Source organism: Paenibacillus sp. 276b (assembly GCF_900107875.1).
Classification (GTDB): Bacteria; Bacillota; Bacilli; order Paenibacillales; family Paenibacillaceae; genus Paenibacillus; species Paenibacillus marchantiae.
Window position 1 is genome coordinate 117,930 of record NZ_FNRR01000009.1, and the last position, 25,473, is coordinate 143,402.

21 protein-coding genes are annotated in these 25,473 nt (G+C 47.9%); 18 read left to right on the forward strand and 3 right to left on the reverse strand.

Annotated features, from left to right (window positions below):
* The first annotated feature begins 80 nt into the window (after positions 1–80).
* The 15 genes from BLV50_RS28795 to BLV50_RS28865 all read left to right on the forward strand — a co-directional run bounded on the left by BLV50_RS28795 (position 81) and on the right by BLV50_RS28865 (position 19,767).
* Positions 81–1,097, forward strand: coding sequence for a LacI family DNA-binding transcriptional regulator (locus BLV50_RS28795; RefSeq protein ID WP_063566562.1), 1,017 nt, complete (start codon positions 81–83; stop codon positions 1,095–1,097).
* A 155-nt stretch (positions 1,098–1,252) separates the two neighbouring features.
* Positions 1,253–3,583, forward strand: a complete 2,331-nt coding sequence (locus BLV50_RS28800) for a glycoside hydrolase family 65 protein (RefSeq protein WP_090811362.1) — start codon at positions 1,253–1,255, stop codon at positions 3,581–3,583.
* A 26-nt stretch (positions 3,584–3,609) separates the two neighbouring features.
* A complete protein-coding gene (locus tag BLV50_RS28805) occupies positions 3,610–4,896 on the forward strand; it encodes an ABC transporter substrate-binding protein (RefSeq protein WP_064640611.1) in 1,287 nt (428 codons plus the stop codon).
* Positions 4,897–4,955: 59 nt separating this feature from the next.
* Positions 4,956–5,852 carry a carbohydrate ABC transporter permease gene (locus BLV50_RS28810; protein WP_053780124.1) on the forward strand — a complete coding sequence of 299 codons (897 nt, stop codon included), beginning with the start codon at positions 4,956–4,958 and terminating at the stop codon, positions 5,850–5,852.
* A 14-nt stretch (positions 5,853–5,866) separates the two neighbouring features.
* Positions 5,867–6,709, forward strand: a complete 843-nt coding sequence (locus tag BLV50_RS28815; protein ID WP_063566566.1) for a carbohydrate ABC transporter permease — start codon at positions 5,867–5,869, stop codon at positions 6,707–6,709.
* A gap of 56 nt (positions 6,710–6,765) precedes the next feature.
* Positions 6,766–8,967 carry an alpha-L-rhamnosidase-related protein gene (locus BLV50_RS28820; protein ID WP_090811364.1) on the forward strand — a complete coding sequence of 734 codons (2,202 nt, stop codon included), beginning with the start codon at positions 6,766–6,768 and terminating at the stop codon, positions 8,965–8,967.
* Positions 8,968–8,985: 18 nt separating this feature from the next.
* Positions 8,986–9,675 carry a beta-phosphoglucomutase gene (gene pgmB / locus BLV50_RS28825; RefSeq protein WP_090811366.1) on the forward strand — a complete coding sequence of 230 codons (690 nt, stop codon included), beginning with the start codon at positions 8,986–8,988 and terminating at the stop codon, positions 9,673–9,675.
* A 21-nt stretch (positions 9,676–9,696) separates the two neighbouring features.
* Positions 9,697–11,340, forward strand: a complete 1,644-nt coding sequence (locus BLV50_RS28830; RefSeq protein ID WP_090811368.1) for an alpha-glucosidase — start codon at positions 9,697–9,699, stop codon at positions 11,338–11,340.
* A 141-nt stretch (positions 11,341–11,481) separates the two neighbouring features.
* Positions 11,482–12,321, forward strand: a complete 840-nt coding sequence (kduI, locus tag BLV50_RS28835) for a 5-dehydro-4-deoxy-D-glucuronate isomerase (RefSeq protein WP_063566631.1) — start codon at positions 11,482–11,484, stop codon at positions 12,319–12,321.
* 37 nt (positions 12,322–12,358) lie between these two features.
* Positions 12,359–13,117, forward strand: coding sequence for a DeoR/GlpR family DNA-binding transcription regulator (locus BLV50_RS28840; RefSeq protein WP_177031288.1), 759 nt, complete (start codon positions 12,359–12,361; stop codon positions 13,115–13,117).
* A gap of 82 nt (positions 13,118–13,199) precedes the next feature.
* Positions 13,200–13,952 carry a 2-dehydro-3-deoxy-D-gluconate 5-dehydrogenase KduD gene (gene kduD, locus BLV50_RS28845; RefSeq protein ID WP_090811430.1) on the forward strand — a complete coding sequence of 251 codons (753 nt, stop codon included), beginning with the start codon at positions 13,200–13,202 and terminating at the stop codon, positions 13,950–13,952.
* A gap of 34 nt (positions 13,953–13,986) precedes the next feature.
* Positions 13,987–14,832, forward strand: coding sequence for a sugar phosphate isomerase/epimerase family protein (locus BLV50_RS28850; RefSeq protein ID WP_090811372.1), 846 nt, complete (start codon positions 13,987–13,989; stop codon positions 14,830–14,832).
* A gap of 246 nt (positions 14,833–15,078) precedes the next feature.
* The gene (locus BLV50_RS28855; protein ID WP_063566572.1) at positions 15,079–16,386 is read left to right on the forward strand and encodes a homocysteine synthase; all 1,308 of its coding nucleotides are present in this window, start codon (positions 15,079–15,081) and stop codon (positions 16,384–16,386) included.
* Between the two features lie 371 nt (positions 16,387–16,757).
* On the forward strand, positions 16,758–18,770 hold the full coding sequence (locus BLV50_RS28860) for a heavy metal translocating P-type ATPase (protein WP_090811432.1): 2,013 nt from the start codon (positions 16,758–16,760) through the stop codon (positions 18,768–18,770).
* Positions 18,771–18,951: 181 nt separating this feature from the next.
* Positions 18,952–19,767, forward strand: coding sequence for an alpha/beta fold hydrolase (locus BLV50_RS28865; RefSeq protein WP_090811374.1), 816 nt, complete (start codon positions 18,952–18,954; stop codon positions 19,765–19,767).
* Between the two features lie 155 nt (positions 19,768–19,922).
* On the opposite strand, the gene BLV50_RS28870 is transcribed toward BLV50_RS28865, so the two are convergent.
* Positions 19,923–20,654 (reverse strand): ZIP family metal transporter, encoded by a 732-nt coding sequence (locus BLV50_RS28870; RefSeq protein WP_053779008.1) that lies wholly within the window; start codon positions 20,652–20,654, stop codon positions 19,923–19,925.
* Between the two features lie 253 nt (positions 20,655–20,907).
* Between BLV50_RS28870 and trxB the strand changes: the two genes are divergently transcribed.
* Positions 20,908–21,849, forward strand: coding sequence for a thioredoxin-disulfide reductase (gene trxB, locus BLV50_RS28875; RefSeq protein WP_076291238.1), 942 nt, complete (start codon positions 20,908–20,910; stop codon positions 21,847–21,849).
* A gap of 60 nt (positions 21,850–21,909) precedes the next feature.
* Complete coding sequence (locus BLV50_RS28880) at positions 21,910–22,140, forward strand: glutaredoxin family protein (RefSeq protein ID WP_024631391.1); 231 nt, start codon at positions 21,910–21,912, stop codon at positions 22,138–22,140.
* A 219-nt stretch (positions 22,141–22,359) separates the two neighbouring features.
* Here the strand turns inward: BLV50_RS28880 and BLV50_RS28885 are convergent, their stop codons facing one another.
* Both BLV50_RS28885 and BLV50_RS28890 read right to left on the reverse strand, forming a co-directional pair.
* Complete coding sequence (locus tag BLV50_RS28885) at positions 22,360–22,557, reverse strand: hypothetical protein (RefSeq protein WP_053779005.1); 198 nt, start codon at positions 22,555–22,557, stop codon at positions 22,360–22,362.
* A 145-nt stretch (positions 22,558–22,702) separates the two neighbouring features.
* Positions 22,703–23,869 (reverse strand): ROK family transcriptional regulator, encoded by a 1,167-nt coding sequence (locus BLV50_RS28890; RefSeq protein ID WP_064641135.1) that lies wholly within the window; start codon positions 23,867–23,869, stop codon positions 22,703–22,705.
* A 200-nt stretch (positions 23,870–24,069) separates the two neighbouring features.
* Between BLV50_RS28890 and xylA the strand changes: the two genes are divergently transcribed.
* Positions 24,070–25,386, forward strand: coding sequence for a xylose isomerase (xylA, locus tag BLV50_RS28895; RefSeq protein ID WP_063566575.1), 1,317 nt, complete (start codon positions 24,070–24,072; stop codon positions 25,384–25,386).
* The last annotated feature ends 87 nt before the right edge of the window (positions 25,387–25,473 follow it).

Here is a 25,473-nt window from a genome sequence, read left to right on the forward strand (position 1 = left end):
CGAAAAAAGTTCTTGATTTTTTTTCTTGAATCCGTATACTCAGAAATATAAGTAATCCGAAACGTTTTGGAGGAAAGCAATTGGCTACAATTAAAGACATATCACAAATGACGGGATTTTCGATTACGACCGTATCCAGAGCATTGAATGGGTACTCGGACGTCAGCGATAGTACGCGCAAACTGATTAAAGAAGCCGCCGAAACCCTGAACTATAGTCCAAATGGTCTAGCGAGAGGCCTGGTCATGAAGGAAACCAAAACGCTGGGGTTGCTCGTATCAGGCATGACGTACAAAAACATCGATAACAACTTTGTTTTCGAAGTGCTTTGCGGTATTAATGATAGCGCTGCCAATTCGGATTATGATCTGATTTTGTTCAGCACAAATACAGCGAAGCAAAAGATGAAAACGTACACACAGCTGTGCAGGGAACGAAAGGTGGACGGTGTCATTCTTCAGGGTGTGAAGACGGATGATCCGTATTTGCAGGAAGTATTGGATAGTGACATTCCTTGTGTATTGATTGATATACCCATTCACAGTGAGTATGTTGGTTTTGTATCAACGAATCACAAACAAAGTGCACAGACTGCTGTAGAGCACCTTATTGGTTTGGGTCATCGGCAGATTGCCATGGTGAACGGGTACCCCGAGGCTTTTGTATCCAAGGAGCGTTATGAAGGATATTCCGATGCAATGCGAAATGCAGGGTTGAGCTTGAAGCCTGAATGGATCGTAAACGGGAATTTCACGGAAGAGGAAGCACAGCAACAAGCTTCTGAATTGTTGAAGACATATCCGGAAATTACCGCAGTTTTTTGCGCAAGCGACATGATGGCTTTGGGTGTAATGAAGGCTGCGAATGAAATAGGCATCTCTATACCGGATGAATTATCTGTAGTAGGATTTGACGACATTCCAACAGCCGCTTATTTTCAACCACCACTCACCACCATCGGCCAGAACATGTATCAGTTGGGACATGAAGCTGCAAACCTGTTGATGGGCATGCTGAGATCGGAAGACAGTCCCAAATTTAATATTTTGCAAAATGAATTGGTTTTGAGATCCTCAACAGCCAAACCAGGTCGCTGAGTTTAGCTGAGAAACGGTTCGCGAGGGATTGCAAAATGAACGAGATGAAGAGAGCACCGAAATGTTTTATTTAATCCGAAACGTTTCGGTATTATTTTCACTCAAATCCAAAACGTTTCGGATACAACATAAGATAGACATAGGGGGAATACAAATTGCTGAAATACGATGCAGGACAAGGAGAATGGAGTAACTGGCTGGTAACTGAAACCGGGTTTGATCCGGCTCATCAAGGGAAAGGCGAAGCTGTGCTCTCACTTGGAAACGGCTACATGGGACTTCGCTCCGCTACGGACGAGAATTATGTTGGACAGGTGCGGAACTGGTTCGTAGCAGGAACCTTCAATAAGTTTGATGAGCATGAAGTAACAGAACTCCCTAATGCAGCGGATGTAACGGAACTTTCAATCACCCTGAATGGGGAAACCTTCAGCTTGGAAAAAGGAAGAACGATCAGCTACAGTCGTCAACTCAATCTCAAGAACGGTGAGCTGACCCGTAACGTGGTATGGCAGAGCCCAACTGGAGAAAGCTTTGAACTTCAATTCCGTCGCTTTGTTTCCTTGAGCAACCGTCATTTGGTTGGTTCATCCGTAAGTATCAAGCCACTGGATGGTCAGGCACGTGTTCACATTGCGTCTGGTATTAACGGACAATGGACGAACTCGGGTGCACAGCATTTCACGGAAGGCGAAAAACGGATATTTGAAAAGACTTATATTCAAATGACGTCAACGACGACACAATCGGCGGTTGATTTTGTAACCAATACGGTGCATCACTGGCAGCTGAATGGTGAAAAAGTTGAGCCGGAATTGCGTCAAACGATGGGACGCCGCAAGGTTGGCATCGAAGGCACAGTGACCGTGGAAGCCGGACAATCGGTAACACTGGAAAAAATCTCGAATGTGCATACCAGCCGCGATCTGGTGTACAGCAACGGTGGATATTCACTGGATCAAATGCGTGAATCTTCACTGACAGAACTGAAGCAAGAGTCGCAAAAAGGGTATGATCAGCTGTTTCGTGAAAGCGCTAACTCCTGGGCGGATACCTGGTCCACGTACAACATTGAAGTGGACAGCACAAGCGGATATGACCAGCTTGCTATCCGTTTCGCCATCTATCATCTCGTCATTATGACACCTGCTCATGATAATCGCATGGGAATCGGGGCGAAAGGATTAAGTGGTGAAGGGTACAAGGGACATTCCTTTTGGGATACGGAAATCTTCATCCTGCCTTTCTTCATCTACAGCAATCCCAAGATCGCAAGATCCTTGCTGGAATATCGATATCAGGGGTTGGATGGAGCTAGAAGCAAGGCCAAGGAGAACGGATTCGAAGGAGCCATGTATCCGTGGGAAGCAGCCTGGATCGAAGATGGCGAAGTTACACCGGTATGGGGAGATGTAGATATCGTAACCGGAGAACAGACGAAGATCTGGTCCGGCTTCATTGAACAGCATATTACCTCTGACATCGCTTATGCCGTTTGGCATTACGTCCAATCTACAGGCGATGAGGCGTTCATGGAGCAATATGGCTACGAGATCATTTTTGATACAGCAACGTTCTGGGCCAGCCGTCTGGAGTGGGATGAGGCCAAGGGCCGCTATCACATCAATGAGGTTGTTGGACCGGATGAATATAAGGAACATGTGGACAACAATGCATTCACCAATCATATGGCTCACTTCAATATGGAACTGGCCATTCAATATTATGAAAAGCTTGAGCAGGAAAAACCTGGATTACTCAAGGCATTGTCTGGGAAGCTTGACCTGACATCAGCTCGGAAAACATGGAACAAGCTGGATCAAATGTATCTGCCAGGGCCAAATGAACAAGGACTTATTCCACAAGATGATACCTACTTGCAGAAGAAAGTCATTGATCTTACCCCTTATAAAAATCAGACGAAAGTCGCCAGCATCTTCAATGATTACAACCTGGATCAGGTTGGTGAAATGCAAATTTCGAAGCAGGCTGACATCATGATGCTGTTCTTCCTGCTTGAGAATAAATTTGAACCCGCTATCAAACGTGCGAACTATGACTACTATGAGGAAAAAACATTGCATGATTCCTCATTGTCGCTGTCAACGCACAGTATCCTTGCCAGTGACTTCGGTAATCGTCCGCTCGCTTATGATCTGTTCCGCCGGGCGTCCGAGATTGATCTGGGACCGCATATGCACTCTTCGGATGCAGGCATCCACTCAGCTTCTCTGGGCGGAATATGGGAATGTGTCGTGATGGGATTTGCCGGAGTTCGCATGTTGGATGGCCAGCTTCATCTCGATCCGAAGCTGCCAGAGTCCTGGAGCAGTCTGAAATTCCCGCTTTACTGGCAAAACCAGCTGTTGCATATCACAATCACGTCCGAGGGTATTCTAATCGAGAGTGATGCAGAGGAAGAAATTTCTCTCCTTCTGTCCGGTCAGCAAGTTACTTTCAGCAAACGGTTTCAAACCTTGGTTTAATATAAATCCATGTGGAGGTCATTCAAATGAAAAAAGGGTCCGCAAGTTTGGTCATGATGCTGATTTTGGTATTAGTGTTATCTGCGTGTTCTTCAGGTGGAAGCAACAGCGCGGAAGGCGGAAAAGGAGAAAAAGTAAAACTCACCTTCTCCGTATGGGGGGATGTCAACTCCGGTGCGGATGAAGTGAAGCTTGCGGAAGAGTTCAATGCTGCACACCCGGATATCGAAGTGAAGTTTGAGCCTATTCCAAGTGAAGGTTATGGAACAAAACTCACTACATCTCTGGCAGCAGGTCAGGCTCCAGACGTATTCCTGGTTGGTGAAGGCGACTACTACAAATACGTTGATAAAGGTGTAATTGAGCCACTCGACGATTATTTGAGCAAAGACACTGCCTTTAATCTGGATATTTTCCAAAAGGATCTCATTGAAAATATGAAAATCGAAGGCAAACAATACTACTTGCCTAAAGATTTCAACCCACTTGCACTTTGGTACAACAAACGCATGTTTGATGAAGCGGGAATCCCTTATCCAACAGATGAATGGACTTGGGATGACATGATTGCAACTGCACAGAAACTGACTAAAAAAGATGGAAAAAAATATACTCAATTCGGATTCAACGCAGGCAAATGGGAATATCCGATTTATACGTACCTGTGGGATAACGGTACAGACATCGCGAATGAGGATGGAACAGCTGCGGAAGGCTACATGAACAGTGAAAAAACGATAGCGGCAATGGATAAATATGTATCCTGGTCTCAAGGAGATAGCCGTGTATCCCCGACGCCACTGGATTCCGAGACACTTGGCGGAGATTCATCGATGTTCATGACAGACAAGCTCGCCATGATGATTACAGGTCGTTGGATCAAAGGTGATCTCGACAAATCCGATGTTCAATATGGTTCTGCACTGATTCCACAAAATACGGACGGTACTCGTTCAAGCATTATCGCAAGTGCAGGTTGGGCGATCAACGCAGCCGGTAAAAATAAAGAAGCGGCTTATGAACTGGTGAAATGGCTCTCGGGTACAGATGCACAGAAGCTTCGTTCTGCGAACGGTAAAGTACTGCCAGCGACTGTGAAAGAACTGGACGAAGTCAAAGCCAAAGAAGTAGCAGACAAACCGGTCATCGAAATGATGGATTATGCTAAAAAACCGGTCACCATGCGTTCTACAAACGGACCTGTGTTTGTTGAAGAATTCACCAAGGCGCTGGAAAAAGTGCTGCTTGGCAAACAGGATGTCAAAGGCGCTCTGGATGAAGCTGCGAAGAACGTTGACAGCAAAATCAAGTAAAAACCATGCGGGTGAGTCGGCGGCCATGCTGATTCACCCTCTTCATCAAGGAGGCTGCTATGCGTAATTCTAAATCCGAGCGTGCCGGGTATTGGTTCATATTGCCCTGGCTTATAGGCTTGTTGCTCTTTACCATTGGTCCAATGTTATTCTCCCTGCTGCTGGCATTTAGTAAATGGGATATTATCACCGGCGTACAATCGATCGAATGGGTCGGTCTGGATAACTTCAAAACGATGTTTCATGATGAGCTTTTCTATCAATCGTTGAAAGTTACCTTTATCTTCGCTCTGGTATCCGTACCACTATATCAAGTGGCATCACTGCTTATCGCCTTGCTGCTGAATATGCGGAACAGAGGCATGAAATTTTTCCGATTGATCTATTTCATGCCATCCGTCATTCCAGCTGTAGCGGCATCAATGATGTGGATTATGATTTTCAATCCGGAATACGGCATTCTGAACCGGGCGCTTGCCTTTTTCGGCGTACAGGGGCCAGCTTGGCTTCAAGATCCGAGCTATGCGCTGGGCGCACTGATTGTCATGGGTTTGTGGGGCGTCGGCAATACGATCATCATTTATTTGTCCGGCTTGCAGGGCGTTCCAGAAGAGCTGTATGAAGCTGCCAATCTGGATGGCGCGGGACCGTTTCAACGGTTTTTCAACATTACATTACCTATGATTTCCCCAACGGTGTTCTTCAACGTAATTATGGGTATCATCGGTGGATTCCAGTATTTTACACAAGCATTTGTTATGACCAACGGGGGACCGCTTAACTCGACCTTGTTCTATAACTTGTATCTGTACAATAAAGCTTTTACCGATTTTGAAATGGGTTATGCTTCGGCATTGTCCTGGGTATTGTTCATCATCATTCTGGCGTTTACGTTGCTGGTCATCCGCAGCTCTTCGATGTGGGTCTATTACCAGGGCGATAACGAAAAGGATTGAGAGGAGGACAAATGATGAATCAAGCAACGACACGGAAACCGGTCTACTCGAAACTATTCTCTATGCTCATGCTTATCGCTGGTGCAGCCGTCGTGCTGATCCCACTGTTATGGACGTTTGCAACGTCTCTTAAAACACCTGCCGAGGTGTTCAAAGATGATTTTTTCCCGGCTGTATGGATGTGGTCTAACTATAAAAATGCCGTCTTGGCCATCCCGTTTTTTACATTTTTGAAAAATACGCTGATTATTCTGATTCCGGTATTAGTCGGTACCGTATTCTCGTCTGCCCTATGTGCGTATGGTTTCGCCCGGTTTAACTTCCGCGGCAAACGCACGCTGTTCCTGGTGCTATTGGCGACGATGATGCTGCCTTCGCAGGTAACGATGATCCCGATGTTCATCATGTTCAAGGAAATCGGCTGGGTTGATACATTTTTACCACTCATTATCCCTGCATTCTTCGGGGGCGGAGCGTTTAACATCTTCCTGATTCGCCAGTTCATGCGCGGTATTCCGCGTGATCTCGATGAGTCTGCTTTTGTAGACGGAGCCAATAAAATGCAGATTTTCACTAAAATCATGCTGCCACTCTCCATGCCGCCACTGATTGCCGTATCGATCTTTACCTTTATGGGCGTATGGAATGACTTCCAGGGACCACTCATTTATCTGAACTCCAGTGAGAAGTATACGCTGGCTCTCGGATTGTCCATGTTCAAAGGGTTGTATAACGTGGAATGGAACATGCTAATGGCTGCAACGATGCTGATTATGCTTCCGCCACTCCTTGTATTCTTTGTTGCACAAAAATACTTTATTGAAGGCATTTCCATCTCTTCTGCAATCAAGGGCTAATCGTCCGTATGAATAGAAGAGATGAGCGGTAAGCCAAACCGCAGAGGAGGACTACCATGGCCACATTAACAAGCAGACATCCTTTTAATTTGTATTATAACGCAGGTGAATATGTAAAGATTTGCGGTACCCAGGACGGATACTTTCCCGACTTTGGGCATCATATGGCTAACGAAATGGGTGGTGTATGGCTGCATCCGATCAAGCTGCTGGACGGCTTCTGGCTGAAGGTAACCGATCTGGATCGCAACATTGCGGTATGGGCAAGGGCAGACGGATTCACAAGTGAATCCTGGGGCGGAAGCCGGTTCGATTATGATCACGGATTGAGCCACATTCCGGTATCCATTGAACGCAACCAGTTTGCCCCCGATTATGAAAAAGGCATGGTCGCAGAATATGAGATAAGCGCTTACGGCAAAGGAACAACCCGGCTCAAGCTGGAGCTGCTGTCACGTACCGATCTCCGTCCAGTGTGGTATTCCGATGAGATCGGAATTATCCCAGGAGCGGGTGAAACGGCAGAAGCTATTTCTTCGCGCAAAGTCATCGTCAAAGATGATGCCCAAGACTGGTATGCCATGATAGGAAGTGATCTGCCTGGAACGGTAATGACGGTTGGTCCTGAGATTTACGGACCAGAACTGACGGCAGGCAAGGGCACAGGCATTTCTTTTGTAACCGAATGCACGCTGGAGGAGAAGGATGTGTTCCGCTTCCGGTTATTTGTTGCCGGTTCGGAGTCGTCCCGTGAAGCCTGTGAGCAGACTTATGCAGTCATCGAACGTGACTACGTCAGCTTGAAAGAGCAGAAGCAGCAACTCTACGACAAGTTGGATCAGCGCGCAGTGCTGACCATTGAAGGCGAGGATGAGCTGAACGAGCAATTTGCCTGGGTGAAGCGCAATAATCAGTGGCTGGTGCAGCAAGTAGACGGCATTGGTCGTGGATTGACGGCAGGTGGACCCACGTATCCGTGGTGGTTCGGCTGTGACAGTACGTATGCGCTTCAGGGTGTGCTTGCTACGGGAGACCATCAACTGGTGCGGGATACGCTGAATTTGTTGCTGGAGAAATCCAAGGAAGCAAACGGTAATGGACGTTTTGTGCATGAAGTGACCACGATAGGAGCCGTGTCTAATCTCGGCAACACGCAGGAGACGGCACACTATATCGCCTTTGTATGGGAAATGTTCCTGTGGACCGGAGATGATGCACTTCTGCGCGAGCATTATGACTATTGTGTTCAGGGAATCGACTGGCTGCTGGGTGAGATGGACCCGGACGGAGACCTGTTCCCTTCTGGTTACGGCATCATCGAGATTGCCGGATTGAATATGGAACTGATTGATAGTGCCGTATATACAGCCAAGGCTCTTCAGGCGCTGGAGCACATGAGTCTCTATTTGGGTGAAACGAAGCGGCATCAGACATATCAAAAACTGGCTGAAAGAGCGGTACGCGCAGTGAATGATGTGTATTGGTCTGAAAAAGACAGCCTCTATGCGGATGCCGTTGCACCTGTTTCTGATATTGTGCCCAAGGTGGATTACATGGTTTCTCTCGCTGAAAAGCAAGGGATCACAGACTACCGGGAGTACGTGGAAGGATTGCTTGCCGATGCAGGTGAGGATCAGAAAGATCGCGGTTGGCTGCTGAACAAAAACTGGGTCATTGTCACTCCAATGGAAGCAGGAATTGCCGATCAGGACAAAGCACAGCGTGCTCTGGAAGCGATGCGAAATCGCGACTTCATTGGTGAATACGGTACTTATCTTGCTGCCATTTACCAACAGGGCACGATGACAATCTCTACCGGAGCACATGCGGTTGCAGAAGCGGCGTACGGGCATCCGGATCACGCACTGGATTTACTGCGTCGGATGGGGAAAAGCTTCTCACGTGTAGTGCCAGGTTCTTTCTCGGAGATGTCCCCGGACTACGGCTGTGTAGTGCAGGCGTGGACCATCTATGCACTGGCTGTACCAGTCGTACGACATTTCTTCGGCGTTCAACCGGAAGCACAGCATCGCCGTGTAACCTTATCACCTAATATGCCGCAGGCATGGGATACCAAAACATGCAGTCTGGAGCACCTGATGGTAGGCGATGCGGAGTTCGATATTCATTTTGAATCCCGTGAGGGCAAACGTTATGCGAGCATTTCTAACGCATCGGGCTGGACGGTCGTTCTGGACTGGAAGGGCGAAAGACGGGAAAGCAACGAGAAACGAATCGAATGGCAACTAGAGCAATGACATGGGGAGGAACGGGTAATGAAAGGGAACGGAGCACTTCAAGCCGTTATTTTTGATTTGGATGGTGTCATTACTGACACGGCGGAGTACCATTATGTAGCGTGGAAGAAGCTGGGGGAATCGCTGGATATTCCGTTTGATCGGGAGTTCAACGAGCAGTTAAAGGGCATTAGCCGTGGGGAGTCACTGGCGCGCATTTTACGTCTGGGTGGCAAGGAAGAGGCGTTTTCGGCTGAGGAAAAGGAAGAATTCGCACAGCGTAAAAACGAACATTACGTCTCGTTGCTGGACTCGCTGACACCGGAGCATACCTACCCTGGAATTCGGGAATTACTGCTTGAGCTGCAAGCTTCAGGCATTCCTGCGGTGATCGCCTCGGCCAGTAAAAATGCCCCTCAAATTCTGAAGGCGCTAGAGTTGGACTCGCTGTTCCGCTTTGTGGTACATCCGGATTCCGTACCAAACGGCAAGCCAGCACCTGATCTATTCCTGCGCGGAGCGGAAGAAGTGGGTGCTGACGTTAAAGCCTGCATCGGCATCGAGGATGCGCAGGCGGGTATTGAGGCCATCAAATCCGCAGGCATGATCGCCGTGGGTATTGGTGAAGAAGCTGTACTTAAAGGTTCCGGAGCGGACGTGGTGCTGAAAGATACGAAACAGCTTACACTGTCATTCCTGGAGCGTACGTTGCAGGAGCATAGCCATTAAGCGGAAAAGGGGAGATGCAGCATGAACCGGGCATGGTGGAAAGAAGCCGTGGTATATCAGGTCTACTGGCGGAGCTTCCTGGATGCGAATGGGGACGGCATCGGGGATTTGGAGGGCTTGATGCTTAAGCTCGACTATATTAAAAGTCTGGGTATTGATGTCATCTGGCTTAATCCCATTTATGAATCGCCGGATAAAGACAACGGATACGATATCGCGGATTATTACCGTATCATGGCGAAAGCCGGAACGATGGAGCAGTTCAAGAAATTGCTGGACAAGGTCCATGAACTGGGCATGAAGCTCATTATGGATCTGGTGGTCAATCATACATCAGAGCAGCATGCATGGTTTGAAGAATCACGTTCATCTGTCGATAATCCGAAACGCGACTGGTATATATGGAAGCCGGGGAAACCGGATGGCCCACCGAACAACTGGCGCTCCTATTTTGAACCGTCGACCTGGACATATGACGAGCGGACGGGAGAGTATTATTTCCACTCCTTTGCCAAGGAGCAGCCTGATCTGAATTGGGAAAATCCCGAGCTGCGTCAGGAAATTTACCGGATGATGCGTTTCTGGCTGGATCAGGGCATTGATGGCTTCCGCATGGATGTTATTAATCTGCTCGCCAAGCTGGAAGGTTTCCCGAATGCGGAGCACCCGGAGAACATTGATTATCTGGGCAATAATCCGGGTATTCATGAATATTTGCAGGAAATGAACCGGGAGGTTCTCCAGCATTATGACATCATGACTGTAGGAGAAATTCCGTTTGTCACACCAGTAGATGGCCTTCTGTATGTGGGGGATAACCGGAAAGAGCTGCATACGTTATTCCATTTCCAGGTGGCGGATGACATGCCTACTTGGGATCTGGCACGGTACAAGGAAATTCAGGAGAGCTGGTATGAAGCATTCCGCCATGAAGGTTGGAACTCCCAGTTCCTGAACAATCACGATCACACCCGACAGGTTTCGAGGTACGGCAATGATGGACAATACCGTGTGGAATCCGCCAAACAACTGGCGACCATGATTCATACTCTTCCGGGAACACCGTATGTATTCCAGGGAGAGGAGATCGGCATGACGGGTGTCCGGTTCTCTTCCATTGATGAATATCACGATATTGCAATGAAGAACAAGTATAATGAAGAAATCGGTAAAGGTCGTGCGCCAGATGAAGTGCTCCACAGTCTTCAGCCGCTGAGCCGGGATAATTCCCGGACACCCATGCAGTGGGATGGCAGCAAGCACGCCGGGTTTACCGAAGGGCAGCCGTGGATGCAGGTGAATCCCAACTATGAAGAGATTAATGTGGAGCGGGATTTGGCCGCGCAGGACTCCATATTTGCATATTACCAGCAGCTGATTGCCCTGCGTAAAACACACGCGGTTATGGTCTATGGAGATTATAGTGACCAATCGGCAGGGGAAGAGCATGTATATGCATATAGCCGCAGTCTGGATGGAGAGACATGGCTTGTCATTCTCAATCACTCGGACCGGGAGCAGTCCTATCGTCTGCCTGCTTCATTCGCTGATCGAGCGACGAATGCCCGCTTGATCATTGGCAATTTGGATCGGTCAACCTCCGATGAGGTTAGAAACGGCACCGTTCGTTTGCGTCCTTATGAGGCGCTCATTTACTCCTTATAATACATCGCAAGATCAGCAGAGCCTGGCGGGGATTTTCCCGTCGGGTTCTTTTTTTATAAAAAAAGGTACACAAAAGATACATAATGAACTAAAATGAACTTATATGAACATTATCTGACTAACGAAAGGAATGGATTAATGATGCAAAACCGTTATGCTGCACACCCAAATGAAGTGAAAAACTATGATACCTCCCGTCTGCGCGAGGAATTTCTGATGGAGCAATTGTTTGCCACAGATGAGTTGGTAACCGTTTACTCTCATGTAGATCGTTATATTGTAGGAACGGCTGTACCTCAAAGCAAGGATATCGCACTTGAAGTGAATCTGAAGGATATCGGAACGAACTTTTTCCTAGAGCGTCGTGAAATCGGTATCATTAATGTTGGAGGCCATGGAACCGTGACAGCTGACGGTCAAGGCTACGAGATTGGTGCGAAAGAATGCCTGTACATCGGCAGAGGTGTAAAAGAAGTCGTGTTCAAGAGCAGCGGCAAGGATCAGCCGGCTCAGTTTTATTTTGTATCCACACCGGCTCACCACACATATCCAACAGTAAAAGCAACGCAAGAACAAGCTCAGCCGAACCACCTTGGCAGCATCGAAAGCTCGAATGAACGGACGATCTATCGCTATATCCATCAGGGAGAAGGCGGGATTCAGAGCTGTCAGCTGGTGATGGGCATTACGGAACTCGACAAGGGCAACATGTGGAATACGATGCCTGCACATACCCACAACCGCCGTTCCGAAGTATACTTGTATTTCAACCTGCCGGAAGATGGCGTCGTATTCCATATGATGGGCGAGCCAAATGAAACACGGCATCTGGTTGTACGTGACCGTCAGGCCATCATCTCTCCTAGCTGGTCTGTCCACAGTGGTGTCGGTACGAGCAGCTATACCTTCTGCTGGGCAATGGCTGGGGAAAACCAGACGTTCGAGGATATGGACGGCGTGGCGATGAAAGACCTGAAATAGGCGCGTAAATTCCAAAGAAACAGGAAGTTGATCTGTGATGAATCCATTGAAAAGACATGAAAAAATTATGGAGGCTCTGCTGGAGCGGCAGGAAGTCACCGTTAGTGATCTGAGTGAACTGCTGCAGGTGACGGGCAAGACCGTACGGGAGGATCTCGATAAGCTGGAAGGCATGGGATTGCTCGTACGTGTCCATGGGGGTGCGATGCTGGCTCAGAACGACCAGTACGGCATCCTCACGAGTCGTGGGGCTACGGAAAAGCATCATTCGGAGAAAACGGAGATTGCCGAGCGAGCCCTTGCGTATATCCGACCAGGAGATATTGTTGCGCTGGATGGCGGGAGCACTACGTTGGAGATGGCGAAGCGTATGGACAATCAGTCCATTACCGTGGTTACCAATGATCTGTTCATCATTGCTGAGCTGACCAAAAAGGAGCAGGTGCGACTGGTTGTGCCCGGCGGAGCAAGAGTTCGCAATATGCTGGTGGGAGACGATACGGCTGCCTTCATTTCCGGTCTCAACATTCACAAAGCGTTTATCTCCACGACGGCACTTCATCCGGAATTTGGACTTTCCATATATACAGGAGATCTGGTGCCACTAAAAAAAGCAATGATCTCTGCTTCACAGCAGGTCTATGGCGTCGTGGATCATTATAAATTCGGACAATTTGCCCTTCGGACCTTTGCACACTGTTCGGAGCTGGACTGTATCATCAGCGATAGTCGCTTGGATGAGGAGACAGCAGCCCTATACAGGCAAAATGGTATTGAAGTGGATTATCAGAGCTGATCTTCAGTTCCACAGTGGTTACATGACTGCCGAGGCTGAAGAACACGGTTTGCAACCCAATAACCATGCGGAGGAATCATTCATGAATCCATTTGATTTAAGCGGACAAGTTGCACTTGTCACTGGTACGTCAGGAGGACTGGGGCAAGGAATGGCGATTGGCCTTGCTGAAGCCGGCGCGGATGTTGTGCTGGTTTCCTACTCCAATCCATCGAAAACAGCGCGTGCTATTGAGGCTCTCGGACGTAAAGCGTATGTGATTGAAGCTGATTTGAGCCGTGAGGACGAATTGACCGGGGTGTTTGAAAAGGCATTAGCCTTTCAAGGGAGAATTGATATTCTGGTCAACAATGCAGGAATTATTCGTCGCACACCTGCAGCCGATCACGGTCAACAGGACTGGCATGATGTCATTGGTCTTAACCTGAACACGGTATTTTTCCTGAGCCAGTTGGCTGGCAGACATATGATTGAACGGGGAAGTGGCAAGATCATTAACATTGCATCCATGCTATCTTATCAGGGTGGAATTAATGTACCGGGATACACGGCCAGTAAACATGGGGTAGCCGGTTTAACGAAAGCACTCGCGAATGAATGGGCAGGCAAAGGTGTTCAAATCAACGGGATTGCACCAGGCTATATGGAAACAGACAATACAACTCAGATTCGCGCCGATGAAAATCGGTACCGTGACATCACGGCACGGATTCCGGCTGGACGCTGGGGAACACCTGAGGATCTGAAAGGTCCGGTTGTTTTCCTGGCATCGGCGGCTTCGGATTATTTGAATGGTCACGTACTGAATGTGGATGGCGGCTGGATGGCTCGTTAACGCTGTCAGCGATCGATGCAAAGGAGGCAATGACATGAAATTTGGTATTCTTGCGCATACGTTTGGTAAACAGCCTACAGCACAGCTTGCACAGACCATCGCAGATAACGGATTTAATTCGGTCCAGCTGGCATTAGCCAAGGCCTTGTCGGATGTGGACTCGGCCAACGGCAAGCTGAGCCCTGGACTGGCGAATGAGATCGGAGATCAATTTGCACAGCGCGGAGTCAAGATTGCGGTACTAGGTTGCTACATTAACCCGATTGATCCTGATCCTGTGGCTCGTCGTGCAGACATTGAACGATTCAAGGAGCATCTGCGTTATGCCCGGGATTTCGGTTGCAGCATGGTTGCAACGGAGACAGGGGGCCTGGATACGTATCGCGACACTCATCCGGATGCATATGAAGAAAAGGCATGGACGGTGCTGCGGGAGACGGTAGAGGAACTGGCGGAAGAGGCGGAAAAGTGGGGCGTTCATGCGGCGATTGAGCCAGTATCTACCCATACGCTTCATACACGTGAACATATGATCCGTCTGTTTGAAGAAATTCCTTCATCCAATCTGGGCATGCTGTTCGATCCTTGTAATCTGATCAAACAACCTCATGTGGCTGACCAGTCTGCATTCCTGCGTGAAGTGATGGAAACGCTGTATCAGCGTATCATTGTCATTCATGCCAAAGATGTGGCTTTCAATGCGCAGGGTGAAAAGTTCAATCCGGTGCCGGGTGAGGGCATTCTGGATTATCCGTTATTTTTTGAACTATTGAAGAGCTATAAACCACACATCGATATTTCACTAGAAGGGGTAACGGCGGAAGAAGCTGTCCCAGCGGCCAAGCATTTAAGTGAGATATGGAGTGGCGTTCGGGTATAAACGGTATAAATTCGCGCAGAAGTTCAGCAGGTGATGGTTGAAAAAAATCCGAAAAACCTTTGCGGGAGCAAAGGTTTTTTTGGTGTAGCAGTCTTACTGATACATATTTAATATTTCTCATCGGAAAAATCGGAAATATTTCTTTTCAAAAGCGACATCTTGTGAGAGAATATGGAAAACATACGCCACCATGTCATGACATCTAGGGATTTGCCAAACGTATAAGTTAAGGGAGGAAACAGATTTATGTCAAACGAACGTGAGCTTTCATTTGAAACATTGGCAATTCATGCCGGCCAGGAGATTGATCCGACCACCCATGCACGTGCAGTACCGTTGTACCAAACAACATCCTACGGATTCCGTGATACGGAGCATGCAGCCAATCTGTTTGGATTGAAAGAGTTTGGCAATATCTATACACGTCTGATGAATCCGACCACGGATGTGTTCGAACAACGTATTGCTGCACTTGAGGGAGGCGCTGGTGCACTGGCTACGGCTTCCGGTCAGGCAGCGATTACGTTCTCCCTCTTAAACATCGCAGGTGCGGGAGATGAGATTGTTTCCGCAGCGAGTCTGTATGGAGGAACGTACAATCTGTTCTCAACCACACTACCGAAACTTGGCTTAGATGTAAAGTTTGTAGATTCCAGTGATCCTGAAAATTTCCGGGCGGCGATTACGGACAAAACCAAAGCATTGTACGCTGAAACGATTGGTAATCCGCAAGGCAACGTACTGGACATTGAAGCTGTGGCAGCTATCGCCCATGAACATGGCATTCCTTTGATTGTAGACAATACATTCCCAAGTCCGTATCTGCTTCGTCCAATCGAACATGGAGCTGATATTGTCGTTCATTCGGCTACCAAATTTATTGGCGGTCACGGTACTTCCATTGGTGGAGTTATTGTGGACAGCGGCAAATTCGACTGGAAAGCGAGTGGCAAGTTCCCGGGACTGACAGAACCGGATTCCAGCTATCATGGTGTCGTATATACAGAAGCGGTTGGACCGATTGCTTATATTATCAAAGCTCGTGTACAATTGCTGCGTGACTTTGGTGCTACGATCTCACCTTTCAATTCATGGTTGCTCATTCAAGGGCTGGAGACACTGCATCTGCGTGTAGAACGTCATAGCAGCAACGCACTGGCTGTGGCGCAATATCTGGAGAAACATGAGGATGTGGAATGGGTAAGCTACGCAGGTTTGCCGAGTCACCCTTCCTATGAACTGGCACAGAAGTATTTGCCGAAAGGCCAGGGAGCCATTCTGACCTTTGGTATCAAAGGCGGAGTGGATGCAGGACGTAAACTGATTGAAAATGTGAAGCTGTTCTCTCACCTTGCCAACGTAGGTGACTCCAAGTCACTGATCATTCATCCGGCAAGTACGACGCATCAACAGCTGACAGAAGATGAGCAGACTGCAGCCGGAGTTAATCCTGAGCTGATTCGTCTATCTGTGGGTACAGAGAATATTCAGGATATCCTCTACGATCTGGAGCAAGCCATTAAGGCTAGCCAGCAATCAAGCGTTAGTGTTTAATTCATAACGTGAACAAATTAAATTCATACGAGCCGCTTGTCCTTATGGACGAGTGGCTTTTTTAATTTTACACCGGCTAAGGTGAAAAACCCATTTACAAATGCAAAGCACAGGCATATAATGAATCAAAAGTTGTATTGGGTAAAAATAATTGCATAAGTACAAAAATGATTATCATTCTCATTCAAAATGATTTGAAAATCATTCGACAACCATTCAATAACCATGCTGCTGCGGGATTCCCGCAGCAGCATGTGTCATTTTTAGGGTATTAACAATGGCTCTCATTCTCAATACGACTTCAATACACGGGACATGGATGCAGCAAAATGCACTCCACAACCCGACATTCAGAAAGGATTGTGATTCATATGCAAGCGATACACCAACCCATTCAAACCCAAGCAAAAGCTGAACAGCGTTCAACCAATACACCTGGCCCAGGCCGAGGGCGCAAACCAGACTTTCGGGCTATGCTGCGCAACAGGGAAATGCAAGCTGCTCTGGGCAGTGGACTTTTGATGCTTATTGCCTGGGCGACGGCATCATGGTCTAACCCGTTATCTGTACTGCTATATATTGTTGCTTATGCCATAGGTGGATGGACCAAAGCCAAAGAAGGCATAGAGACACTGGTCAAGGATCGTGATCTCGATGTAAATCTGCTCATGATTGCAGCATCATTGGGAGCGGCAGCCATCGGCTACTGGAATGAAGGCGCCATGCTGATCTTTATTTTTGCGTTAAGTGGTGCACTGGAAAGCTATGCAACGGAGCGCAGTCACAAGGATATTTCATCACTGCTGGCGCTCAAACCGGAAACGGCGCTGCGTATTGAGGACGGTAAAATGAATCGTGTATCCATCGATGATTTGCAGCCGGGGGATCTGTTGCTGGTGAAGCCGGGCGAACTGGTTCCGGCGGATGGTGTTGTGTACCGAGGCAGCTCTTTTATCAATCAGGCCTCGATTACAGGAGAATCCTTACCCGTAGACAAAATTGCTGGTGACGAAGTATTTGCAGGTACTGTGAACGGCGAAGGTGCCCTATATGTGGAGGTGACCAAATCCGCTGAAGGATCGTTGTTTGGCAAAATCATTAAATTGGTGGAAGAAGCGCAGACGGAAGTGCCGGATTCCCAACGCTTTATTGAGCGATTCGAGGGAATATACGCCCGTATTGTTGTCGCCGTAACGGTACTGGTTATTGCGGGAACACCTCTATTGCTTGGTTGGACGTGGAATGAGGCGTTTTACAAAGCAATGGTCTTTCTGGTTGTAGCTTCACCTTGTGCCCTGGTTTCTTCCATTATGCCGGTCATGTTATCAGCGATGTCCAGCAGTGCACGTCGCGGTATTCTTTTCAAGGGTGGCGCTCATGTGGAGAACATGGCCCAGACCCGGGTGGTTGCTTTTGATAAAACGGGGACATTGACGATGGGTACACCACAGGTGACCGATATTATAACGACAGACGGATATGACCGGACACAGTTGTTGGGTGCGGTAGCCGCCATCGAGAACCTTTCGATGCACCCACTGGCTCGGGCTATTGTGGAGCAGGCAAGCAAGGAGGACATCAACCTCCCGATTGCTGAACAGGTTCAAGCTCTGACGGGCTGGGGGATTGAAGGGAAAGTAGACGGCGTTCTCTGGAAAATTGGGAAAACGGATGAGTTGGATACGCATCATATCAGTGAGGTAAATAACGCAAATGATATAGAGAAGCAATTTATTGCTTCTAATATGGACGATCTTGCTGTGTGGTATGGCATACGTGCCCAACTTGAGGGAGAAGGCAAAACCGTGTCTGCCATAACAGCGAACGGGCAAATGGCCGGATTGATCGCGATGAGGGACACCGTGCGCCCACAAGCGGTTGCAGCGGTGAGAATGCTGGAAGCGATGGGTGTGAAAGTGGCTATGCTGACAGGTGATCGTCCCGAATCGGCAGCAGTGATCGCCCGTGAGACAGGTGTAAGCCTGGTATACGCAGGTTTGTTACCCGAAGATAAAGTGAAGCAGGTGCATCTGCTTCGCGAACAGTACGGGCAAGTGTTGATGGTTGGGGATGGTGTGAATGATGCGCCTGCACTTGCAGCGGCAACGGTTGGCATGGGCATGGGTGTATCAGGCAGTGGCACGGCACTGGAAGTAGCGGATGTTGTACTGATGAATGATAATATTGAAGAAATCGCCTGGGTAATCAGGCAGGCACGTCGGGCGCAGCGGACGGTGAAGCAGAATATGTTTTTTGCCATCACGGTAATTCTGGCTCTAATCGCGGGTAACTTCTTACAAGATGTTGCATTACCATTGGGTGTGGTAGGCCATGAAGGCAGCACAATCCTGGTTATTCTGAATGGACTAAGACTCCTGCGATAACGATATCCAATTGAAAAAAACGGCGTTTGAACCTTGGGTCAGCGGGTAATGAATCGAAGAGACAAATCCAGAGGAACGTTCTACATGGAATATGACTAAGGGAACGTTGTTATTGATACATTACCATGCAGTGCGGCAATCTGCCGCTGCAACGACATGACAATAAAGGGAGCTGTGAAATATGGGACGTTACGTACAAGTGGAACCGAATGTGAGTGTATTTGTTGAAGATATTGGCCAAGGAACACCGGTTGTCTTTTTGCACGGCTGGCCAGTTAATTATAAAATGTTTGAATATCAATTAAATGTACTGCCTAATCACGGCATTCGTGCCATTGCCATAGATTTCAGAGGTTATGGCAAGTCGGACGCACCGTCCACAGGCTATGACTACGACCGGATGGCGGACGATGTTCGTGCTGTGATTGATGATCTAGAGTTGAGTGACGTGGTACTTGCAGGTTTCTCCATGGGTGGAGCGATTGCCGTGCATTATATGGCCCGCCATGCGGGACATGGTGTATCCAAGCTAGCGCTATTGTCAGCGGCGGCACCGGTGTTCACGCAGCGTGAGGGTTATCCGTATGGCCTGACTCCAGCGCAGCTTACCGAGCGGATTATTGAGCCGATCTTCGTTGATCGTCCGAAGCTGCTGGAGACGTTTGGCGGCATGTTTTTCGCGAAGCAGCATAGCCAGCCGTTTATGGATTGGTTCCATGCACTCGGCATGGAGGCCTCGTCTTACAGTACGATTAACAGTGCGATTGCCCTGCGGGATGAGGATTTGCGAGGTGACCTGAGTTCGATTCAGGTACCTACAGCCATTTTGCACGGGAAGAAGGATGAGATATGCCCGTTTGAGTTCGCCGAGGAGATGCACAAAGGCATTGCCGGTTCTCAATTGATTGCTTTTGAGGAGAGCGGTCACGGGGCGTTCTATGATGAATTGGAAAAATTCAATGCCGAACTGATTCGATTTATCAAATCCGGAATCTGATCGTCTGTCGATCTTTACAGATCGTTTCAACTATTTCATTGAATCTTCATTTGTGAACAAAAAAAGAACCTGGAAGTTCAGCGAGCCGCTGTGCTTTCAGGTTTTTTTGCTGTCCATTCTTGTGTTCATGTGGGGGCTGTTCTTTGTTTTTTCCATTAGAAGAGTTCAGTCAGCCCAATCATCGTGATCAGTCCGAGCAAAAAGGAAACCGTTGCCGCCCGTGCGTTGCCGTCGCCGTGGCTTTCGGGAATCAATTCCTTGTACACGATGAACATCATCGCACCTGCTGCAAAGGCAAGACCATAAGGGACGAGACCTGAGACCAGACTACTGAGAGTGTAACCAATCATGGCTGTAACAATTTCAACTGCGCCAGTCAGCGTGGCGATACCGAGCGCTTTGAAGCGACCGATGTTCTGATTGACGAGGAAGAGGGCGACCAGGAATCCTTCCGGCGCATTCTGCAATCCAATGGAAAAGGCAATCAGATTGCCAAGTCCTGCGTCACTGCTTGCGTAGCTGACACCTACCGATAGCCCTTCGGGCAGGTTATGCATGGTGATGGCTGCAATAATCATGAAGGCTTTGGCTTCAATTTTGAAAGGCATCTTCTCGGGATTTTCCAGATCCACATGGGGAATCTTCATCTCCAGTACAAGCAGAACCATGCTGCCCAGCATGATACCAAGGGCAAGTACGAACAAATTGGATTGCCCGAGTGCTTCCGGTATGAGATTGTACACCGAGGCAGAGGTCATGATGCCTGCTGCGTAGGCAAGCAAAATATCACGCAGGCGGTGTGTTACTTTGCGCATAAATAGAATAGGTATGGCCCCAAGGCCGGTAGACATGGCTGAGATAAAGCTGCCAATGAGTGCATCGTTCATGCTTCCATTTTCCCTCCTGATGAAGACTTCTTCATAATCGCTGCCGAGCATTGACACCGTACATAAAAGAGATCATAATGAACAACAGATTAGAATGATTATAAATTAGAATTCCGTTTCTGCATAGGTTAATTGTCATAACGGGCAGGTCATGTGGACATGATGTAGGCTTTCGTTCTAGTGTATGCAAAAGCATTTGCTTTTGATGCCGGAGTGCCTGACCTTTTTGCAGAACCCGGGGGAGGAACTATACATGTATAAATCAATTATTATTGGAACAGGCCCTGCAGGGCTGACAGCAGCAATCTATTTGGCACGTGCCAACTTGAACCCACTCGTTATTGAAGGACCACAACCTGGTGGTCAACTAACAACAACAACAGAAGTGGAGAACTTCCCAGGTTTCCCTGACGGTATTATGGGTCCTGAACTGATGGACAATATGCGCAAACAAGCAGAACGCTTCGGTGCAGAATTCCGTACAGGCTGGGTAAACAACATCGATATGAGCGAGCGTCCATTCAAAATTCAGGTTGAAGGCATGGGTGAACTCGTATCCGAAACCTTGATCCTGTCTACGGGTGCATCTGCTAAATACCTTGGTATTCCTGGAGAAGAAACAAATGTGGGCCGTGGTGTCAGCACTTGTGCGACATGTGATGGATTCTTCTTCCGCAACAAAGAGATCATCGTTATTGGCGGTGGCGACTCCGCGCTGGAGGAAGCGAGCTTCCTGTCCCGTTTCGGTTCCAAAGTAACCCTGGTACACCGTCGTGAAGAACTGCGTGGTTCCAAAATCATGCAGGATCGTGCACGCAGCAATGAGAAAGTGGAAATGGCATTGAACCGTACCCCTCTTGAAGTGCTGGCTGGCGACAACGGCGTAACAGGATTGAAAGTACTGAACAACGAAACAGGTGAAGAAGAAATCATTCCTGCTAGTGGTGTATTCGTAGCGATTGGTCACACACCAAACACCGGATTCTTAGGCGGACAGATCACAACCGACGAACACGGTTATATTCTGACTACACCGGGCACATCCGAAACCAATATTCCAGGCGTATTCGCTTGTGGTGATGTACAGGATACCCGTTACAAACAAGCGATCACAGCAGCAGGTAGCGGATGTATGGCTGCGATGGATACAGAGAAATATATTGAGAGCTTGGAGCACAGCGCTGTAGTCCTGTAAGGGAAGAGCTGTTCTGAGCAATAGATCAGTCTATAAAATAACAATATGAGGTGAATAAACATGGAAAACGTAATTGTATACACATCAACCAACTGCCCAAACTGCAAATCGGTAAAGAGCTTCCTGGCTGACAAAGGCATCTCTTATGAAGAGCGTAACATCGAGACAAGCGATGAGTTCGCACAACAAGTATGGGATATGGGCGTACGTGCCGTACCTCTGACTGTTATTGGTGAACACCGTATTCTGGGTATGAACAAGACTCAATTCGCCAAAGCGCTGGACGCTTAATTTACCCTGTATAGGGTAAGTTCAAGTCAAATGCAGCTATTCCGGTTCGCGCGAGCCGTTTGAATATATATTGGAGAAGCCTTAGTCCGAATCAGGACTGAGGCTTCTTTTAATTGCAATATGAAAAATCCCCTTTCACAGCTACAACAGAGCACATGTTTCATGAACTCTTTTGTGGATGTAAAAAGGGATTTGACGTTAAAATCAAACATATTTTATCTAAAAAAATATACTCATAAAGGTCTGAAATACTACATACACCAGTACGCCTGACAGCATGTACATGAAACCAGCCTTCTTTTTGCTCTGAAACAATCGAAGTATGCCAAGGCTGAACAGCGGCGCAAGCACGATCAGGAACAGGAGTACGGTGACAAACATTTGCGCCGAGATATCTGAAGTATCCACGTAGGTCACGAATTTTCACTCCGTTTCGTCATCGGAATTAACACGGCGACATTCATGCCGCCATGACAAAAATCACATAACCCTATTATACCTCTGGATTTCTTTAACAAAAAGGGAGGAAATGGGGCAAAATGATGTCAATTTTCAGCGGTTATTAGACGGACACTCTTATTTTACCTAGAAATTGGGAAATTGCTGAGTAAGCGGCACCCACACGTGTGGACCGACTGCCCAGAGCAGCCCATTCAATCTGCAAACTGCGGCGGTGATAGGGCAACGTACGCTCCTCCACCACTTGTTTTAGCGCCGTTTCAATCCATGGTCCTGCTTCAGAAAGAGGGCCGCCGATAATGATGCGCTCAGGATTAAAACTGTTGACGATATTGGTGATGCCAACCCCCAGTTTGCGGCCGATTTCCTGGTATAATTTCAATACATCTTCATGGCCTTGCTGTGCATAATCAATCAATTCCCGTGTAGTATGTGCTGGCAAAAGCAATTGATGATCCGGGTGCTCATAAGCTTTCTCCGAAGCATATAACTCCCAGCAGCCACGATTGCCACAGGAGCAAGGTCTGCCCTCTGCTTCAATGGACATATGGCCTGTTTCTCCGGCATATCCCCAGGCACCTTTGTACAGCTCGCCATCCACCATAATGCCTGAACCAATCCCGATGCCTGCACTAATATAGATCAGATGACGTACACCGATACCCGCACCAAAATTCAATTCTCCATGTGCACCTGCATTCGCTTCATTGTCGATCGTGACAGGTAACTCGAATACTTCTTCCAGCATGGCACGCAGGGGAACCTTCTCCCACCCCAAGTTGGGTGCAAACAGCACCGTCCCTTCCTCGTCCACCATACCCGGCACCCCGATTCCAATGCCAATTACCCCGTGAGGGGAGGGAGGGGCTGCCTGAATCAGATGTTCTGCCGCAAGTTTCAGCTGTTCAAATACAGAGGAGACATCATGTTGTTCCAGCTTCACGGCGTACTCTGTGATGATATGACCTTCAAGATCGGTAAGCACACCCTTTAAGTGGGTCACGCTGAGTTCCAAACCTACGGCATATCCCGATGTACCGCGAAATAGCAACATCAGAGGTTTACGTCCACCGCTGGATTCCCCAGGGCCAATTTCCTGCAAGAGTTCATCATTGATCAGATCGGCAACCAGATTGGATACCGTTGCTTTGTTCAGCCCTGTAATCTCGGATACCCGTGCACGGGAGAGGGGGGCATGACGCCGAATCGTATCGAGGACGATCGACTTGTTTATTTTTTTGACCAGCATCTGGTCTCCGGTAATTTTCATATCCATAAGGCACTCCTATTCTTCTATAAAAGGGTTCAGACCCACAATCCGTAAACAAGCTATTCGACTATTATAGCGTAAACAAACGTGCAAAAAACATTTTTATTTTTACTTTGTTTAACCAATAGACAAAGTATAACCGATGTGTTAGGATAACGTTGTAAACGATTACTTTCAAAACTATTGAGGAGGCATTTTACATGGCCTATTTTGAATCCGTTAATAAAATTTCATTCGAAGGTAAAGATTCCACGAATCCATTTGCTTTTAAACATTATAATCCGGAAGAAGTTGTAGCCGGCAAATCGATGGAAGAGCACTTCCGTTTCGGCATGGCTTATTGGCATACATTAACAGCGGGTGGTAGTGACCCGTTTGGTGCGGAGACTGCTGTTCGTTCTTGGGATAAATACTCCGGTCTGGACCTCGCGAAAGTACGTGTGGAAGCAGCATTTGAATTTTTGGAAAAAATGAATCTCCCGTTCTTCTGTTTCCACGATGTGGACATCGCACCAGAAGGCAACAGCCTGCGTGAGTTCTACAGCAACATCGATACGATCGTTGACCTGATTGAAGGTCACATGAAATCCAGCGGCAAAAAACTGCTTTGGAATACAGCAAACATGTTCTCCAACCCACGCTTCATGTTTGGTGCAGCTTCCACTTGCAACGCAGATGTGTACGCTCATGCTGCAGCGCAAATCAAAAAAGGTCTGGAAGTGGGTAAACGTCTGGGCGCAGAAAACTATGTGTTCTGGGGCGGTCGTGAAGGTTATGACACATTGCTCAACACAGACATGCAACTGGAACAAGACAACATTGCCCGTATGTTCCACATGGCAGTAGACTACGCGAAGGAAATTGGCTTCGATGCACAATTCCTGATCGAGCCTAAACCGAAAGAGCCAACGAAGCACCAATACGACTATGATGCAGCAACATCCATTGCATTCCTGCAAAAATACGGTTTGGACAAACACTTCAAACTGAACCTGGAAGCTAATCATGCTACACTGGCTGGTCACACATTCGATCACGAGATCCGTGTTGCCCGCACAAACGGCATGCTCGGTTCCCTCGATGCCAACCAAGGCGACATGCTGATCGGTTGGGATACGGATGAGTTCCCGGTTGATATGTACGATGCTACATTGACAATGTACGAAGTATTGAAAAACGGCGGTATCGGCCGTGGTGGTGTGAACTTCGACGCCAAAGTCCGTCGTGGTTCCTTCGAAGCAGACGATCTGTTCCTGGCACACATCGCTGGTATGGATACGTATGCTAAAGGTCTGAAAGTAGCAGCGAAATTGATTGAAGATCGTGTATTCGATGACTTCATCGAAAAACGTTACAGCAGCTTCAGCGAAGGTATCGGTGCAGATGTGGTTGCAGGTAAAGCAACACTGGCTTCCCTTGCAGAGTACGCACTGAACAACGAAAGCCCACGCAAAAACCAATCCGGACGTCAGGAATTGCTGAGAGCAAAACTCAACCAATACATCCTGGCTGACTAATATCAGTTAGGCTTTTGGTATGGAAGATTGTGAACCAACCATACGTTTTGCCTGTAGTGACGCTTGTGCAGGAGTATAACAAAGTGT

Coding starts and splice junctions, on each gene's coding strand:
- trxB (WP_076291238.1), top strand. CDS start 20,908: ATGTATAAATCAATTATTATTGGAACAGGCCCTGCAGGGCTGACAGCA.
- BLV50_RS28870 (WP_053779008.1), bottom strand. CDS start 20,654: ATGAACGATGCACTCATTGGCAGCTTTATCTCAGCCATGTCTACCGGC.
- kduI (WP_063566631.1), top strand. CDS start 11,482: ATGCAAAACCGTTATGCTGCACACCCAAATGAAGTGAAAAACTATGAT.
- BLV50_RS28850 (WP_090811372.1), top strand. CDS start 13,987: ATGAAATTTGGTATTCTTGCGCATACGTTTGGTAAACAGCCTACAGCA.
- pgmB (WP_090811366.1), top strand. CDS start 8,986: ATGAAAGGGAACGGAGCACTTCAAGCCGTTATTTTTGATTTGGATGGT.
- xylA (WP_063566575.1), top strand. CDS start 24,070: ATGGCCTATTTTGAATCCGTTAATAAAATTTCATTCGAAGGTAAAGAT.
- BLV50_RS28855 (WP_063566572.1), top strand. CDS start 15,079: ATGTCAAACGAACGTGAGCTTTCATTTGAAACATTGGCAATTCATGCC.
- BLV50_RS28880 (WP_024631391.1), top strand. CDS start 21,910: ATGGAAAACGTAATTGTATACACATCAACCAACTGCCCAAACTGCAAA.
- BLV50_RS28805 (WP_064640611.1), top strand. CDS start 3,610: ATGAAAAAAGGGTCCGCAAGTTTGGTCATGATGCTGATTTTGGTATTA.
- BLV50_RS28820 (WP_090811364.1), top strand. CDS start 6,766: ATGGCCACATTAACAAGCAGACATCCTTTTAATTTGTATTATAACGCA.
- BLV50_RS28860 (WP_090811432.1), top strand. CDS start 16,758: ATGCAAGCGATACACCAACCCATTCAAACCCAAGCAAAAGCTGAACAG.
- BLV50_RS28810 (WP_053780124.1), top strand. CDS start 4,956: ATGCGTAATTCTAAATCCGAGCGTGCCGGGTATTGGTTCATATTGCCC.
- BLV50_RS28865 (WP_090811374.1), top strand. CDS start 18,952: ATGGGACGTTACGTACAAGTGGAACCGAATGTGAGTGTATTTGTTGAA.
- kduD (WP_090811430.1), top strand. CDS start 13,200: ATGAATCCATTTGATTTAAGCGGACAAGTTGCACTTGTCACTGGTACG.
- BLV50_RS28830 (WP_090811368.1), top strand. CDS start 9,697: ATGAACCGGGCATGGTGGAAAGAAGCCGTGGTATATCAGGTCTACTGG.
- BLV50_RS28815 (WP_063566566.1), top strand. CDS start 5,867: ATGAATCAAGCAACGACACGGAAACCGGTCTACTCGAAACTATTCTCT.
- BLV50_RS28840 (WP_177031288.1), top strand. CDS start 12,359: ATGAATCCATTGAAAAGACATGAAAAAATTATGGAGGCTCTGCTGGAG.
- BLV50_RS28890 (WP_064641135.1), bottom strand. CDS start 23,869: ATGAAAATTACCGGAGACCAGATGCTGGTCAAAAAAATAAACAAGTCG.